At 60.2% G+C, this 16874-nt stretch carries 10 protein-coding genes and 1 pseudogene; 8 read left to right on the plus strand and 3 right to left on the minus strand.

The genetic code is table 11. The annotated features are described in order from the left end of the window. Window positions 1–320 precede the first annotated feature (320 nt). Window positions 321–1775, plus strand: coding sequence for a tRNA uracil 4-sulfurtransferase ThiI (thiI, locus tag ACA060_RS01605; protein WP_109627489.1), 1455 nt, complete (start codon window positions 321–323; stop codon window positions 1773–1775). A gap of 139 nt (window positions 1776–1914) precedes the next feature. Then, on the plus strand, window positions 1915–3735 hold the full coding sequence (gene typA, locus ACA060_RS01610) for a translational GTPase TypA (RefSeq protein ID WP_497315020.1): 1821 nt from the start codon (window positions 1915–1917) through the stop codon (window positions 3733–3735). Between the two features lie 320 nt (window positions 3736–4055). Here the strand turns inward: typA and ACA060_RS01615 are convergent, their stop codons facing one another. After that, window positions 4056–4496, minus strand: a complete 441-nt coding sequence (locus tag ACA060_RS01615) for a YkgJ family cysteine cluster protein (RefSeq protein WP_131061316.1) — start codon at window positions 4494–4496, stop codon at window positions 4056–4058. A gap of 259 nt (window positions 4497–4755) precedes the next feature. Here ACA060_RS01615 and ACA060_RS01620 point away from each other — a divergent pair, with 259 nt between their 5' ends. The 5 genes from ACA060_RS01620 to ACA060_RS01640 all read left to right on the plus strand — a co-directional run bounded on the left by ACA060_RS01620 (window position 4756) and on the right by ACA060_RS01640 (window position 14306). Continuing rightward, a complete protein-coding gene (locus tag ACA060_RS01620; protein WP_109627493.1) occupies window positions 4756–7206 on the plus strand; it encodes a glycogen/starch/alpha-glucan phosphorylase in 2451 nt (816 codons plus the stop codon). A 330-nt stretch (window positions 7207–7536) separates the two neighbouring features. Then, window positions 7537–11082, plus strand: coding sequence for a DUF2339 domain-containing protein (locus ACA060_RS01625; protein ID WP_497318157.1), 3546 nt, complete (start codon window positions 7537–7539; stop codon window positions 11080–11082). After that, window positions 11079–12452, plus strand: coding sequence for a DUF3999 domain-containing protein (locus tag ACA060_RS01630; RefSeq protein WP_497315022.1), 1374 nt, complete (start codon window positions 11079–11081; stop codon window positions 12450–12452). The genes ACA060_RS01625 and ACA060_RS01630 overlap by 4 nt, the downstream gene beginning before the upstream one ends. 238 nt (window positions 12453–12690) lie before the next feature. Beyond that, entirely contained in the window at window positions 12691–13701 is a 1011-nt protein-coding gene (locus ACA060_RS01635; RefSeq protein ID WP_123511179.1) for a class 1 fructose-bisphosphatase, read from the plus strand. Between the two features lie 2 nt (window positions 13702–13703). Next, entirely contained in the window at window positions 13704–14306 is a 603-nt protein-coding gene (locus ACA060_RS01640) for a DUF924 family protein (RefSeq protein ID WP_497315024.1), read from the plus strand. Between the two features lie 117 nt (window positions 14307–14423). Here ACA060_RS01640 and ACA060_RS01645 read toward each other — a convergent pair whose 3' ends face one another. Together ACA060_RS01645 and ACA060_RS01650 are read right to left on the minus strand one after the other, a co-directional pair. Beyond that, the gene (locus ACA060_RS01645) at window positions 14424–15188 is read right to left on the minus strand and encodes a methyl-accepting chemotaxis protein (protein ID WP_370694726.1); all 765 of its coding nucleotides are present in this window, start codon (window positions 15186–15188) and stop codon (window positions 14424–14426) included. A gap of 93 nt (window positions 15189–15281) precedes the next feature. Further along, a pseudogene (locus ACA060_RS01650) lies at window positions 15282–16316 on the minus strand (HAMP domain-containing protein); the annotation flags it as partial. Between the two features lie 283 nt (window positions 16317–16599). Here ACA060_RS01650 and ACA060_RS01655 point away from each other — a divergent pair. Next, window positions 16600–16854 carry a hypothetical protein gene (locus ACA060_RS01655; RefSeq protein WP_010464535.1) on the plus strand — a complete coding sequence of 85 codons (255 nt, stop codon included), beginning with the start codon at window positions 16600–16602 and terminating at the stop codon, window positions 16852–16854. Window positions 16855–16874: the final 20 nt, after the last annotated feature.

Below are 16874 nucleotides of genomic sequence, written 5' to 3' on the forward strand. Positions count from 1 at the left end.
GGGTGGCTTCGGGCTTAGTAGTGGATGCCCTTAGAATGTGGGTGATGCCGGCGCGAATACTCTGCCAAGGCAACCTGCCTCACAAGGGAGCAAATTGCATGCCAGTGCCCCAGCATGGGTTTTTTGCCCCAATATCACGCTTATAAAGGCACAAAGCGTCTGTAAGCGGAAAATCTCGCCCTACAATGTAGCGTTAAAATCGCTAAATGACCCGTTTTGGTGCGCGCAAAACCTTCTGCACATTAACTGGTTAAACCTTGAGCAATTTCCGCTATAATCCGCGCCCCCCTTTTTCGGCTGGGCCTGCGCGCGCTGTTTTCATGAAATTAATCGTAAAAGTCTTCCCCGAGATCACCATCAAGAGCCGCCCGGTACGGATGCGTTTCATCCGCCAGTTGGCCAAAAACATCCGTACCGTTCTCCGCGACCTGGACCCGGCTGTGGTGGTGAACGGTGTGTGGGACAATCTCGAGCTGGAAACCCGCGTCAGCGAGCCCAAGGCCCTGAAGGAGATGACCGAGCGCCTGAGCTGCATGCCGGGCATCGCGCATTTCCTGCAAGTCGACGAATACCCGCTGGGCGATTTCGACGACATCGTTGCCAAGTGCAAACAGCACTTCGGCGAGGCGTTGGCCGGGAAGATCTTTTCGGTGCGCTGCAAGCGTGCCGGCAAGCATGAATTCAGTTCGATGGACGTCGAGAAATACGTCGGCAGCCAACTGCGTCGTCAGTGCGGCGCTGCCGGAATCTCGCTGAAAGAGCCGGAAATCGAAGTTCGCATCGAAATTCGCGACAAACGGTTGTTTGTGATCCACAGCCAGCACAACAGCATCGGCGGATATCCGCTGGGTGCCCTGGAACAGACGCTTGTGCTGATGTCCGGCGGCTTCGATTCGACCGTTGCCTCTTACCAGATCATGCGCCGCGGCCTGATGAGCCATTTCTGCTTCTTCAATCTGGGCGGGCGGGCCCATGAACTGGGCGTCATGGAAGTCGCGCACTTCATCTGGAAGAAGTACGGCAGCTCCCAACGCGTGTTATTTGTGAGTGTGCCATTCGAGGAAGTACTGGGAGAAATTCTCGGGAAAGTCGATAACAGTCATATGGGTGTAGTTTTGAAGCGTATGATGTTGCGCGCTGCTTCCCGTATTGCCGATCGGCTGGACATCGAAGCGCTGGTTACTGGCGAGGCGATTTCCCAGGTGTCGAGCCAGACACTGCCGAACCTGTCCGTGATCGACTGCGTGACCGACAAGCTGGTCTTGCGTCCGCTGATCGCCAGTCACAAGCAGGACATCATCGACCTGGCCAACGAAATCGGCACTGCCGACTTCGCCAAGCACATGCCGGAATACTGCGGGGTCATCTCGGTGAACCCCAAGACCCACGCCAAGCGTCCGCGCGTGGAATACGAAGAACAACAGTTCGACATGGCAGTCCTTGAGCGTGCGCTCGAGAACGCCAAACTGGTGCCGATCGATCGTGTGATCGACGAATTGGGCCAGGACTTGCAGATCGAAGAAGTCAGCGAAGCGCTGGCTGGTCAGATCGTCATCGACATCCGTCATCCGGATGCCGCTGAAGACGACCCGCTGGGCCTCGATGGCATTGAGGTACAAACGATGCCGTTTTATGCATTGAACGCTCGTTTCAAGGAACTGGACCCTACTCGCCAGTACCTGCTGTATTGCGACAAAGGCGTGATGAGTCGCCTGCATGCCCACCATTTGCTCAGTGAGGGGCATGCCAATGTGCGCGTTTATCGACCGAGCTAAGAGCCCGGGGCTGTATGCCTGTGGCCTGCGTCACCGGCCCCCCGACTCTGCCGTCAAGCTGTAACGGCAAGGCCTGACTCTACTGTAAATCGCTGCCAAGACTTGTCAGCACACCGAATCCTCTGATCGAGATACACAAGTGATCGAAAATCTACGCAACATCGCCATCATTGCTCACGTTGACCATGGTAAAACCACCCTGGTAGACAAACTCTTGCGTCAATCCGGCACCCTGGAGCGCAACGAGCTCAACGACGAGCGCGTGATGGACTCCAACGACCAGGAGAAAGAGCGCGGTATTACCATTCTGGCGAAAAACACCGCCATCAACTGGAACGGCTACCACATCAACATCGTGGACACCCCGGGCCACGCCGACTTCGGCGGCGAAGTTGAACGCGTAATGTCGATGGTTGACTCCGTTCTGCTGCTGGTTGACGCTCAAGACGGCCCTATGCCGCAAACCCGTTTCGTGACCAAGAAGGCTTTCGAAGCCGGCCTGCGTCCAATCGTGGTCATCAACAAGGTTGACCGTCCAGGCGCGCGTCCGGACTGGGTTCTGGACCAGATCTTCGACCTGTTCGACAACCTCGGTGCTACCGAAGAACAGCTGGACTTCAAAGTCGTCTACGCCTCGGCCCTGAACGGCATTGCCGGTCTGGAACACACCGACATGGCTGAAGACATGACCCCGCTGTACCAGTCGATCGTCGACAACGTACCTGCGCCGAAAGTCGACCGTGAAGGTCCGTTCCAGATGCAGATCTCCGCTCTGGACTACAACAGCTTCCTGGGTGTTATCGGCGTTGGCCGTATCGCTCGTGGCCGCATCAAGCCGAACACTCCGGTTGTCGCTATCGACGCCGACGGCAAGAAGCGTAACGGTCGTATCCTGAAGCTGATGGGTCACCACGGCCTGCACCGCATCGACGTTGAAGAAGCAGCTGCCGGCGACATCGTCTGCATCAGCGGCTTCGACCAGCTGTTCATCTCCGACACTCTGTGCGACCCACTGAACGTCGAAGCGATGAAGCCGCTGACCGTTGACGAACCAACCGTTTCCATGACCTTCCAGGTAAACGACTCGCCTTTCTGCGGTAAAGAAGGCAAGTTCGTGACGTCCCGTAACATCAAGGAACGTCTGGACAAAGAACTGCTCTACAACGTTGCCCTGCGCGTTGAAGAAGGCGACACCGCCGACAAGTTCAAAGTCTCCGGCCGTGGTGAGCTGCACCTCTCGGTACTGATCGAAACCATGCGTCGCGAAGGCTTCGAAATGGGTGTTGGTCGTCCGGAAGTGATCATCCGTATGGTTGACGGCGTGAAGCACGAACCGTACGAAAACGTGACCATCGACCTGCCAGAAGAATCGCAAGGTTCGATCATGGAACAGATCGGTATCCGTAAGGGCGACCTGACCAACATGGTTCCGGATGGCAAGGGCCGTGTGCGCCTTGAGTACAACATCCCGGCTCGTGGCTTGATCGGTTTCCGTAACGAGTTCCTGACCCTGACCTCCGGTGCAGGCATCCTGACCTCGATCTTCGACCGTTACGACGTGATGAAGTCCGGCGACATGTCCGGCCGTCAGAACGGCGTGCTGGTTTCGGTAGCTACCGGTAAGGCTCTGACTTACTCGCTGGAAACCCTGCAAGCTCGCGGCAAACTGTTCCTGGGTCACGGTGAAGACGTGTACGAAGGTCAAATCGTCGGCATCAACAGCCGCGACAACGACCTGGGCGTCAACCCAACCAAAGGCAAGAAGCTCGACAACATGCGTGCCTCGGGTAAAGACGAAACCATCGCTCTGGTTCCGCCTATCCGTTTCACCCTGGAACAAGCTCTGGAATTCGTTCAAGAAGACGAATTGTGCGAAGTCACTCCTAAGTCCATCCGTCTTCGCAAGAAGATCCTGGGCGAAAGCGAGCGTACCCGCGCTGCCAAGAAGTCCGGTAACTAAGTTATTTAGTTAGCTGACAAAAAAACGCCCCCGACCTCAAGGTCGGGGGCGTTTTTGTATGTCTGGGGAAGTGGAATTTGATGATGGAGTTTTCAGAGCCTTGGGATGACTTGGGATCGACCCCTCACCCTAACCCTCTCCCCAGAGGGTAGAGGGGACTGACCGAGTTGTTCTTTCGAGTTACATCGACCTGAAATATCGAGTCGAACTCAGGTTTGAAAAGCTTGAAGATCTGCTCCCTTTCCCCTCTCCCCACTGGGGAGAGGGCTGGGGTGAGGGGTGGTTCTCAAGAGCGGCGCAGAATCAGCCCTTAGCCTCGATCAGAACTTCTCAAGCGTCCGGCGGCTCTCGCTGGTCTCGCGCGCCACTTCTTTAGGCTTGTAAGCGCAATATCCCGGCCGTGGCCCGATTTTCGGGTGATTGCGGCAGGTGTCCGGGCGCTTTTCATAAATAGTGCACAGACGGCTCTTGCGATCCAGGTACAGGCAATCGTTATTGCTCATGCGCTGGAGGGTGAAGATCTCGGTTTTCTGGCTGTAGCGCTCGACGATCCCTTCCTTCTGCAAACGCTTGGCGATGTTCTTCGCCGGCTCGCCGCGCTCGAATTCGTCGACGATGCCGATACGGATCAGATCCTTGATCTTGACCTCGACCGGCAGGGTGCAGCAACTGGATACACACGAGCCGCACATCGGCGCAGAATATTTGGCCCAGGTATCGAGGCGATCGATCTCTGCGGCAGCGATCAGGTTGGACTTCATCATCGGTTGTTACCAGCGTGTGCATCAGGGCGCGCGATCATACCGGGACTGGTGGATTTTTGAACAACCTTTCGCCAGATTTTTTCTCATTCGCCCAAATAACACCGTTAATCCGGCACGGGCCCTGCATTCATTCAGGCACATGACAATGTAATGCCGGCCTATCTCGCACTATCAGGAAAAACTGCCGAACCAGAGTCCCCGCGGCCTGTCAGACCGTCTAGGCTCAACAACTCCACGCTCGCTCGAGGTCCTATCGATGACTCAAGAACCACTTGTTCGCGAAGCAGAGGTGGCCGCATTTCGCGATGCCGTCTTGACCAAACTCACCTACGCGGTGGGCAAAGACCCGGATCACGCCTTCGACCACGACTGGTTCGAAGCCATTGCCCTGGCAGCGCGCGATCACATGGTCGAACACTGGATGGATCACACCCGGCAGATCTACCGCAAAGGTCAGAAGCGGGTTTACTACCTCTCCCTCGAATTTCTCATCGGCCGGCTGCTCTACGACAGCCTGAGCAACCTCGGCCTGCTCGACGTCGCTCGCGAAGCCCTGACCGAACTCGGCGTCGACCTGGAACGCATTCGCCTGCTGGAGCCCGACGCGGCCCTGGGCAACGGCGGCCTCGGTCGTCTGGCGGCGTGCTTCATGGAAAGCATGTCGACCCTCGGCATCGCTGGCCACGGCTACGGCATTCGTTATGAACACGGCTTGTTCCGCCAGGCCATCGTCGATGGCTGGCAGCAGGAGCAAACCGAACACTGGCTGGATTTCGGCAACCCGTGGGAATTTGAACGGCCTGAAGTCGTGTACCCGATCGGCTTCGGCGGCAGTGTCGAGACCGTGACCGATGAAGCCGGCAAGTCCAAGCAAGTCTGGTCCCCGGCGGAAACCGTGCGGGCCATTGCTTACGACACACCAGTGGTCGGCTGGCGCGGGGCGAGCGTTAATACGCTGCGTCTGTGGCGTGCCCGCGCCATGGAAGATTTGCACCTGGAACGCTTCAACGCCGGCGATCACTTGGGCGCTGTGGCCGAAGTCGCCCGGGCCGAAAGTATCTCCCGCGTGCTCTACCCGGCGGACAGCACCGAAGCCGGCCAGGAACTGCGCCTGCGCCAGGAATACTTCTTCGTCGCCGCGTCCTTGCAGGATTTACTGCGCCGCCACCGCAACATGCACACCTCGGTCCTGACCCTGGGCGACCACGCGGCGATCCAGCTCAACGACACGCACCCGTCGATTGCCGTGGCCGAACTGATGCGTCAGCTCGTCGACGTCTACGACGTGGCGTGGGACGCCGCGTGGCAGGTTACCGTCGACACGCTCTCGTACACCAATCACACGCTGTTGCCGGAAGCGCTGGAAACCTGGCCGGTCGGTTTGATGGAGCGGATGCTGCCGCGGCACATGCAGATCATTTATCAGATCAACGCCCAGCATATCGATTCGCTGCGTGCCAAAGGCATTCACGACTTCGACGTGCTGCGTGCGGTGTCGCTGATCGAAGAAGACAACGGCCGCCGCGTGCGCATGGGCAACCTGGCGTTCCTCGGTTCCCACAGCGTCAACGGCGTGTCCGCGCTGCACACGCAGCTGATGCGCAAAACCGTGTTCTCCGAACTGCACAAACTCTATCCAGAGCGGATCAACAACAAGACCAACGGCATCACCTTCCGCCGCTGGCTCTACCAAGCCAACCCCGAGCTGACGTCGATGATGGTCGACGCCCTCGGCCCGGACCTGTTGGACAACGCTGAAGCACGCCTGAAGGAACTGGAGCCGTTTGCCGAGAAAGCTGCGTTCCGCAAAGCCTTCGCCGAACAGCGCCTGCACAGTAAAAAAGCCTTGGCGTACCTGATTCATGAACGGCTGGGAATCGCGGTCAACCCGGCGGCGATGTTCGACGTGCAGGTCAAACGGATCCACGAATACAAGCGCCAGTTGCTCAACCTGATGCACACCGTGGCGCTGTACCAAGCGATTCGCGCCGAGCCGGAAATCGACTGGGTGCCGCGGGTGAAGATCTTCGCCGGCAAGGCGGCGGCCAGTTATCACCAGGCCAAGCTGATCATCAAGTTGACCAACGACATCGCCCGGGTAGTGAACAACGACCCGACGGTGCGCGGTCTGCTCAAAGTGGTGTTCCTGCCCAACTACAACGTCAGCCTGGCGGAGAGCATCATTCCGGCGGCGGATTTGTCGGAGCAGATTTCCACCGCAGGCTTCGAAGCCTCGGGCACCAGCAACATGAAGTTCGGCCTCAACGGCGCGCTGACCATCGGCACCCTCGATGGCGCCAACGTCGAAATGTGCGAATTCATCGGCGCCGAGCACATGTTCATCTTTGGCCTCAGCGCCCAGCAGGTTGAAGCGCGCAAACAGAACCATGAGTTCAATGCGACGCCGGACATTGCCGCATCACACCGTTTGAATGACGTGCTGCAAGCGATCCGCGGCGGGGTGTTCTCACCGGATGATCCGTCCCGCTACGCAGGCTTGATCGATTCGCTGATCGACTACGACCGCTTCCTGGTCTGCGCCGATTTCGATTCCTACTGGGACGCGCAGATGCGCGTGGAAGCCCATTGGCACGATTCGCAAGCCTGGTGGCGTTCGGCGGTGTTGAACACTTCCCGGATGGGTTGGTTCTCGTCCGACCGAACCATTCGCGAGTACGCCACGGATATTTGGAAGGCGTTGGAGTAACTTTTAGCAGTAATTGCGAGCAAGGCCCGACGGTTGTTGGGCCTGATCGATATACTAGGCGTCAACTTGACCCATGTGGGAGCGGGCTTGCTCGCGAAGGGGCCGTCACATTCAACATCAATATTGAATGTGACGGCCCCTTCGCGAGCAAGCCCGCTCCCACATTGGATTTGTGGTGCAGATGCAATCTGCTCTCACACTGGATTCCGGGTGTCTGGTCACTAGACTGGATCAGACGCTGCTTCACCCGGATTCGCCCCGCAGCGGGGCCGCTTAGGGATATCGACCATGCAATGGATGTTCATGCTGATTGGGCTGGTGCTGGGCTAGATACTCGATGAGTCGTTCAGCGATGCGCTATTGGGTGCGCTGCTCGGGCTGGGTATTGGCCAGGCCATTCGCATCGGCCGTATGGATTCACAAGTGGCCGAGCAGCGTCGGCTGCTGGAACAGGCGCAGGTGGCGCTCAATGGGATGCAGCAACGCCTGACATTGTTGGAAGTGTCTGGCGTCACGGCGCCTGAAACCAGCGAGCCGGTTATCAGCGAAGCCATTCCGTCGCCTGAATTCACCCTCGATGAAATTCCTGTCGAAACCCCGCAGATGATCTGGGAGCTCCCGCCCGAACTTGAACCGATGGCCGCAACGGCAGCGCAAACCAGCCGTCCGCTGCGCGACGATGTCTGGAAACCCGAGCCGGTCACCCGCGAGCCACAACAACCCGCAGTCCCACGCGGCCCGAATTTCATCGAGCGGGCCATCAGTGGTGCGCGCAACTGGCTGTTCGGGGGCAACACCGTGCTGCGGGTCGGCGTGGTGCTGTTGTTCCTCGGTCTGGCGTTCTTGCTGCGTTATGCCACCGAAGGCATGGTGGTGCCGGTCGAACTGCGTTACGCCGGGGTTGCAGCCGCTGCGTTGGGCTTGCTCGGTCTGGGGTGGTGGCTCAGGACACGCAACAGCAACTACGCGCTGATGCTGCAAGGCACAGGCATCGCCGTGTTGTACCTGACGGTGTTTGCCGCGATGCGCCTGCACCCGCTGCTCGATCCAAGCGCCGCGCTGGGCCTGCTGGTCGCGGTGACGGTGTTCTCGGCGATTCTCGCTATCACTCAGGATGCGTTGGGCCTGGCCGCGGCCGCTGCACTCGGGGGCTTCGCGGCGCCGATCCTGACCTCCACAGGCGCCGGCAACCACGTCGCGCTGTTCAGCTACTTCGCGTTGCTCAACGCCGGCATCCTCGCCATCGCCTGGTTCAAGGCCTGGCGCCTGCTGAACCTGATCGGTTTCGTCGGCACCTTCGGCATCGGTTTCGCCTGGGGCCTGCGCTCCTACACGCCGGAATTGCTGTGGAGCACCGAGCCGTTCCTGATTCTGTTCTTCCTGATGTACTTGGCCATCGGTCTGCTGTTCGCCCGGCGCAAGCTGCTGGAGATGAGCGACGCACCCGAGGACGACAGCCGCGAGGCGTTGCTGCGTTGGTCGGCGCGCAAGGGCGATTACGTCGACGGCACGATGCTGTTCGGTCCGCCGCTGGTGGGCTTCGGATTACAGTTCGCGCTGGTCCAGCATCTCGAGTTTGCCGCGGCGTTCAGTGCCTTGGCGTTGGGCATGATCTACATGGGCCTGGCGCGTTTCCTGATGGGCGGCCGTGCATTGCTGCTCGCGGAAACCTGCCTGGCGCTGGGCGTGATCTTCGCCAGCCTGGCGATTCCGCTGGGGCTCGACGCGCGCTGGACGGCTGCCGCTTGGGCCGTCGAAGGCGCCGGCATCTTCTGGCTCGGCCTGCGTCAGCAACGGCCACTGGCTCGCGCGTTTGCCTTGCTGCTGCAACTGGGCTCGGCTCTGGCGTTTGTCAGCGAACTGCGGATCGGCGACGGCAGCTTGCTCGACGGCGCTCCACTGGGCGCGTTGATGCTCGGCGCAGCGTTGTTGTTCAGCTTCTATCAATTGCGCAAAGCCTTGCCCGAACAAACATCGGACTGGGAGCGCAAAGGGCTGCCGGTATTGGCCTGCCTCGGCCTGACCTTCTTCTATCTGCTGGCGCCGTTGTTCTTCCTGACCCACGGCACCGCAATCAGTTGGGCACTGGCGGGGTTGGCGACGTTGTTTGTCGGCTTGCGCCTGCAATCGCGCACGTTCCTGTTCACCGCATTCGCTGTGCAGTTGCTCGGCGGTGCGTTGTTCCTGTTGCGCTTGCAAGGTTCTGGCGGTGAATCGGCCGCGGTGTTCAGCGCTGGTTGGAGCGGTTTGCTCAGCGCATCTTTGATCGGCCTCGCGCTGATAGCCGGCATGTTGCTCGCCGCGCGTGATGAGATGGTGCGCAGCGATGTGCGACTGCTGCGCGGTTTGTCGGTGGTGTTGCTGGCCGGTCTGGTGCTGATCAATCTGGCGGTGCTGTTCGTGCTGCCATGGCAGACCGCGAGTGCGGTGTGGGCGGCCAGTGGCTTGTTCATCATTTGGCTGAGCCTGTACCTCAAACAGCGCGTGAGTTTTGTCTTCGGTTTGCTGTTGCAGTTGATTGGCGGCGCGGCGTTCCTGTTCGCCGGGCCGGACCTGCTCGGGCCGCTGGCCGGCGAAGGTTTGAAACCTCTGGCCCACAGCGGGTTCTGGACGCCATTGGTGTTGGGCCTGGCCGCGATGGTCGGCGCCTGGCGCTTGCAACTCGGCAACCATGCCTCGGCGTTCGATGTGCTGAGCTTGCAACGTTTGTCCGAAGTGCTGTTGGTGTGGGGCGCGGGATGGTGGGCGCTGGCGTGGATCAGTGAAGTGCTGCGTTTCGCACCAATGAATCTGCAAGCGACCTTGTTGCTGGCGGTTGCAGCCGTGAGCGTGGCGCTGTGGGCGGTGTTGGCGCTGCGGCTGAAATGGTCGTCGCTCGGCCTGCTCTGCACCTTGCTGATTCCCGCTGCCGGTCTGGTGCTGCTCGCCGCGTGGCATTCGCGTTATCACCCGGCCGCCAATGTCGGTTGGCTGGTGTGGGCGGCCGTGTTCTTCGTGCATTTCATCTCCCTGCAACGTCTGGCGCCGATGTTGCCGGCGCGTGCCCTGAGCACCGCCCATGTGCTCGGCTGCTGGCTGCTGATCGGCGTGCTGGCGCTGGAGCTGCGCTACGGTTTGCTGCTGTTGTCCGAGCAGTACAACGCCTGGCGCTGGCTGGGGTGGGCGATCCTGCCGAGTCTGTATCTGGTGTTGATGGCGGCGCCGCGCACCTGGCCTTGGCCTGTTTCGGCTTATCCACGCGAATACCGTTTCTACGCGGCGGCACCGTTGGCCGTGCTGATGCTCGGCTGGTTCTGGCTGGCGAATATCGTCAGCGACGGCACGGCCGAACCTCTGCCCTATGTGCCGTTGATCAATCCGTTGGAGCTGGGGCTGCTGTTTGCGCTGTTCGGCGTCTACGTCTGGTCGCGCAGCGCCGTGACGCAACTGTCGATCCGCAAGGACTACGTCGCCTACGCCACGCAACTGATCGCTGGGGTCTCGCTGTTCGCCTTCTTTACCGCGCTGGTGATGCGCACCGCGCACCATTGGGGCGGCGTGCCGTTCGAGCTGGATGCGTTGCTTGAATCCATGCTGGTGCAAGCCGGCCTGTCCATCGTCTGGACCTTGATGGCGCTGAGTCTGATGATCGGCGGCCATCTGCGTCATCGTCGTGAAGTCTGGCTGATCGGCGCCGCGCTGATCGGCGTGGTCGTGGCCAAACTGTTCTTTGTCGAATTGAGTAACCGCGGCGGTCTTGCGCGGATTGTGTCGTTTATCGGCGTTGGCGTGTTGCTGCTGGTGGTGGGCTATTTCGCGCCGCTGCCGCCCAAGCGTGCCGAGGCTGCGCCGGATATTGAAAGGCCGGCCCCTGAAACCGAAGGAGTGTCGTCTTGAGTCAGAAGTTGAACCTGGGTTGGTTGGGCGCTGTTGCGCTGGGTGTGGCGATGTCTGCCAGTGCTCAGGAAAAACCGGCGGACTTCGCCACGCAGGTGCCGTTGTCGGTGAGCGGCGAGGGACCTTGGTACCGCCTCGACTTGCCCTTGAGCGTGCAACTGAATGCCCGGCAAACGGACCTCAGCGATGTCCGCGTGTTCAACGCTGCCGGCGAGGCCCAGGCCTACGCCTTGGCACGCGAGGCGGCGTCAACCCGGGAAAATCGCACGCTGACCGATGTGAAGTGGTTCCCGCTGTACACCTCGGCGGACTCCACGGAGCGCGCGCCGGGCATTCGCGTGCAATCGAGCGCGAACGGCACCTTGGTTGAAGTCCAGCCGTCCACTCAGCTGGAGGCCGGCGAAGAAGTGCTGCGCGGCTGGTTGCTCGATGCCAGCGGCATCAAGGCACCGTTGCAGCAGCTAATCCTCGACTGGACCAGCGAGCGCGATGGCTTCCAGCGTTTCACCATCGAGGCCAGTGACGACTTGCAGCATTGGCAGTCGTGGGGTGAAGGGCAGGTGGCGCGGCTGACGTTTGCCGACGAACGGGTCGAGCAGCATGAAGTCGGCTTGCCGGGGCAATCGACGCGTTATCTGCGCTTGCTGTGGAATTCACCGCAATCGGCACCGATGTTGACGTCTGCGCAGTTGCAAAGCGCTAACCCCCGCAGTCTGCCGCTGCCGTTGGTCTGGTCGCAGCCACTGGCGGGCAGCAGCGTGAAGGCGGGTGAGTACACCTGGCAATTGCCGATGGGGCTGAATGTCGAACGGGTGCAGGTCGAGCTGAGTCAGGCCAACAGCCTGGCGCCGGTGACATTGTCCGGTCGTCGCGAAAGCAGCCTGCCGTGGCAGCCGCTGAGCAGCGGTTTGCTGTATCGCCTGACCCAGAGTGGCCAGGACGTAGTGCAGAACGAATTGCAGCTGTCGGGGCAGACCGTTCAGCAGTTGAAACTTGTCGTGGATGAGCGCGGCGGCGGCTTGGGCGCTGAAGCGCCGACGGTGAAATTTGCTGTGCGCTCGACGCAACTGGTATTCCTGGCGCGCGGGGCGGGGCCTTATACGCTGGCGCTGGGGAATGCGACGGTGAAGGCGGCGAACCTGTCGTTGTCGACGCTGATCCCGGATTACAGCGCGGCGAAGTGGGCGGCGTTGGGCAAGGCTTCGGTGGAAGGTGCGGCGGTGGTGAGCAACACCTCCACGGTGACAACGGCCGCGACAACGGACACAAACTGGAAGAAATTCGGGTTGTGGGGGGTGTTGTTGCTGAGTGTGCTGTTTCTGGCGGCGATGGCGTTCAGTTTGCTGCGCAAGCCTCCCGTAAAACCCTGAAAGCGGGTGCTTCGCACCCGATCGCCAGCAGGCTGGCTCCCACAGTTAATCGCATTCCCCTGTGGGAGCCAGCCTGCTGGCGAATGCGGTTTATCGGACGGTAAAAATGCCGGTTTAGAACTACGCTCAACCCGGCGCATGAACTCTATTGGGCGTATCACGTCTGATAGGAGGAAATGCGCCTCGACTCGCGTTAAACTGCGCGGGTTTTTAGCCCCCAATTCCACCGGAGCCTTCCATGTCCCGCGTTACCCTGAGTCGCTATTTGATTGAGCAGACCCGTAGCAACAACACCCCTGCCGATCTGCGTTTCCTGATCGAAGTGGTGGCGCGTGCTTGCAAGGAAATCAGCCACGCCGTGTCCAAGGGCGCCCTCGGCGGCGTTCTGGGCAGCATGGGCACTGAAAACGTCCAAGGCGAAGTGCAGAAGAAACTCGACGTGATCTCCAACGAGATCCTGCTCGAAGCCAACGAATGGGGCGGTCACTTGGCCGGCATGGCGTCCGAAGAAATGGACAATGCCTACCAGATCCCGGGCAAATACCCGAAAGGCGCGTACCTGCTGGTTTTTGACCCGCTGGACGGCTCGTCGAACATCGATATCAACGCGCCGGTCGGCACTATTTTCTCGGTACTGCGTTGCCCGAGCGAATACCTGAGCCAGAACGAAGCCTTGAACGAAAAGGCCTTCCTGCAGCCAGGCACCGAGCAGGTTGCTGCCGGTTATGCGATCTACGGCCCGCAGACCATGCTGGTGCTGACCTTGGGCGATGGCGTGAAAGGCTTTACCCTGGACCGTGAAATGGGCAGCTTCGTGCTGACCCATGAAGACATCACGATCCCGGAGTCCACTCAGGAATTCGCGATCAACTCGTCCAACCAGCGTCACTGGGAAGCCCCGGTACAACGCTACGTCGGCGAATTGCTGGCGGGCGATGAAGGCCCGCTGAAAAAGAACTACAACATGCGCTGGGTCGCCGCGATGGTTGCCGACGTGCACCGTATCCTGACCCGCGGCGGTCTGTTCATGTACCCACGCGACAGCCGCGAGCCGTCGAAGCCGGGCAAACTGCGCCTGATGTACGAAGCCAACCCGATGTCGTTCCTGGTTGAACAGGCTGGCGGCGCTTCCACCGACGGCCATCAGCGCATCCTCGACATCAAGCCTGACGGCCTGCACCAGCGCGTTGCCGTGTTCCTCGGCTCGAAAGAAGAAGTCGCACGCGTCACGGCATATCACAAGGAATAAACATGACCGCGCCCTGGCAGCCGTTGCTCGAATGGTGGTTCGGAAACCTCGAATCCCCCCACGACATAGCGGCTGACAAGGGCAAGTTATGGTTCGGCAAGCGCGACAGCCAGGACCTCGAAGCGCGCACGCGTTTCGGGGACTGGGTCGAGCAGGCACTGGCCGGCGGACTGACTGACTGGGCGCAACGCCCCGAAGGTTGGCTGGCCCTGGTGCTGCTGCTCGATCAACTCCCGCGAATGATCTTTCGCGACACTCCCAAATCGTTCTCTGGTGATCTCCGGGCTCAAAAGCTGGTGGCGCAAGGCATTGCTGCGGATTTCGACCGGCAGTTGCGGCCGATCCAGCGGGTGTTTATCTACCTGGTGTTCGAGCACTGCGAGAATCTGGCGGTGCAGAACGAGGCGGTTTCGCGCTACATCGATCTGGTTGCGCAGCAGCCGAAGGCGGATCGGGAGCTGTTTACCGATTATCTGAACTATGCCGAGAAGCATCAGCAGGTGATTGCACGGTTTGGGCGGTTTCCGCATCGCAATGCGGTGTTGGGGCGGGAGTCGACGGCTGAGGAACTGGCGTTTCTTTCGGGGCCTGGGTCTCGGTTCTGAATCTTCATTGCGGCTGATGTCGTCATCGCCAGCAGGCTGGCTCCCACATTTGGTTTGTGTCGTTCACAAATTCCCTGTGGGAGCCAGCCTGCTGGCGATGGGGCCAGTGAAAGCAGCTTATATCCGGAAGCTGCCCACCAACTGCTTCAACCGCGCCGCCTGCTGCTCAAGATCCGCACACGCGCGCAAGGTCGACTGCAAGTTCTCCACCCCTTCCTGATTCAGCGTGTTGATCTCGGTGATGTCGACGTTGATCGATTCCACCACCGCTGTTTGCTCTTCGGTCGCTGTCGCCACCGACTGGTTCATCCCGTCGATCTCGCCAATGCGCTGGGTCACGCTGCCCAGACGCTCGCCGGCCTGATTGGCGATGCCGACGCTGCTTTCGCTCTGGCGCTGGCTGTCGGTCATGGTGCTCACTGCTTCCCGGGCGCCGACCTGCAATTCCTCGATCATCTTCTGCACTTGCTGCGCCGAATCCTGAGTGCGGTGGGCGAGATTGCGCACCTCGTCCGCGACCACGGCAAAACCACGGCCGGCCTCACCGGCACGCGCCGCTTCGATGGCTGCGTTCAATGCCAGCAAGTTGGTCTGCTGCGAGATGCTGGTGATCACTTCCAGAATCTGTCCGATGTTCACGGTGTTGCTGTTGAGCGTTTCGATGTTGCCGCACGAGTCGCTGATCTTCGCCGAGAGCTGCTGCATCGCCGCGATGGTTTTATCCACCACTTGCTGGCCGTCTTCAGCCAAGGCACGGGCGTCGCTCGAATGCTGGGAGGCGAGGGCGGCATTCTGGGCGATTTCCTGGGCGGCGGCGCCCAGCTCGTTGATCGCGGCTGCCACGCTGCTGGTGCGCGAAGCTTGTTGGTCGGAGTTGAACATCGACGAGTTCGAAGCCGCCACCACACGCAGCGCCACTTCGTTGACCTGGCCGGTGGCCGAGGACACTTCGCGAATCGACGTGTGAATACGCTCCACGAAGCGGTTGAACGAGGTGCCCAGTGCGCCGAATTCGTCCTGGCCGTGGATGGTCAGGCGTTTGGTCAGGTCACCTTCACCTTCCGCGATGTCATGCATGGCGCGGCCCATGGTCAGCAGCGGCTGCATCAGAAAGCTGATCAGCATGCCCAGCAACGCGATAATGATGACCACGGCGATGACCATGGCAATGATTGCCGAGGTGCGGAATTCGCTGAGCATCGCGAACGCGGTCTCCTGGTCCAGCACCAGCGCCACGTACCAGTCGGCCGAGGGCACACCGTTGACGTGGGTGAAGGAGATGAATTGGGTCTTGCCTTCGAGTTCGACCTCTTTCAGGCCCGGGCTGACTTTCGGCGCGCCGTTCGGGTAGGCCTCGGCGAGGCTCTTGAGCACCAGTTTGCTGTCCGGGTGGATCAGAATCTTGCCGTCGGCGCTGACGATGAACGCGTGGCCGTGACCACCGAAGTTTAGCGAGTTGATGATCGCGCTGACGCTGGACAGGTCGATGTCTGCACCGGCGACGCCGATCATCTGGCTCTGATGCTGCACCGGCGTGGCGACGGTGATCACCAGTTTGCCGGAAGAAGCGGCGATGTACGGTTCGGTGACGATGGTCTGTTGCGCGCTGTTGGCCGCCTTGTACCAGCCACGGGCGCGAGGATCGTAGTCCGCCGCGCGATTGCCGGCCGGGATCGAGAACATCACGCCGTCAGTGCCACCAAAATAGCTCAGCTGGAAATTGCCGGTATAAGCCGGCAAGTCGATGGCGCGCTTGAGGCTGGCCGGTGCGCTGCCGTCCACGGCGATTTGCTGGGACAAGGATTGCAGCAACTGCATGCGGCTTTCCAGCCAGGTCTGGATGTTGCTGGTGGTCAGGCTGCCGAGTTCCTGCATCGAGGATTCGGTACTGCTGCGCAAGGTCTGGCGCTGGCGGTAGTCGTTGAACAGGATAAAGCAGGCGAACGCAACGGCGACCACGAGGGCGGCTGCCAGCAGGATCTTGTGGCTGAATTTCATGTTTCTGGTCATTAAATGCACTACCGCAGAGGGACTGGTCAGCGAGGGGCGTCAATTTGCCACAGTCGAGGGCTTTGCGCTGCTTCTATGTCGACTGGCGAGCGCCAAAGATTAGGCGCCTTTTTGCGAAAACCGACGAAATACTCAATGGCGCAAGAAAGTGGCTGATTTTTCGGAAAAAGGCAGACGAGCGGCCTGATAAATAGCCGGGCAGTCGGGGAACCAGATAGGGGTTTTCTCTTCTAAGCTTCTGCTTGGCAGCCATGCCATTCCCCTTCGCCCCAGGAGCTACACCATGTCGCTGCGATCTATCGCCTTGCTCTCGTTCTGCGTGTTGTTGGCCGCATGCAGCAAGGTCAATCAGGAAAACTACTCGAAGCTGTCGGCCGGCATGCCCAAGGCAGAGGTTGAAGCCTTGCTGGGTAAAGCCACTGATTGCTCGGGCGCGCTAGGCATGTCCAGTTGCACCTGGGGTGACAAGAACAGCTTTATCAGCGTGCAATACGCCGGTGACAAAGTACTGATGTTTTCCGGCCAAGGCCTGAAGTAATCCGGGGCAATAAGCCCACG

It is taken from the genome of Pseudomonas sp. LBUM1671 (assembly GCF_059695685.1).

Bases quoted from the DNA above. Each gene is read 5' to 3' on its own strand.
- thiI (WP_109627489.1), top strand. From the start codon at position 321: ATGAAATTAATCGTAAAAGTCTTCCCCGAGATCACCATCAAGAGCCGC.
- ACA060_RS01615 (WP_131061316.1), bottom strand. From the start codon at position 4,496: ATGAAGTCCAACCTGATCGCTGCCGCAGAGATCGATCGCCTCGATACC.
- ACA060_RS01620 (WP_109627493.1), top strand. From the start codon at position 4,756: ATGACTCAAGAACCACTTGTTCGCGAAGCAGAGGTGGCCGCATTTCGC.
- ACA060_RS01635 (WP_123511179.1), top strand. From the start codon at position 12,691: ATGTCCCGCGTTACCCTGAGTCGCTATTTGATTGAGCAGACCCGTAGC.
- ACA060_RS01640 (WP_497315024.1), top strand. From the start codon at position 13,704: ATGACCGCGCCCTGGCAGCCGTTGCTCGAATGGTGGTTCGGAAACCTC.
- ACA060_RS01645 (WP_370694726.1), bottom strand. From the start codon at position 15,188: ATGTTCAACTCCGACCAACAAGCTTCGCGCACCAGCAGCGTGGCAGCC.
- ACA060_RS01655 (WP_010464535.1), top strand. From the start codon at position 16,600: ATGTCGCTGCGATCTATCGCCTTGCTCTCGTTCTGCGTGTTGTTGGCC.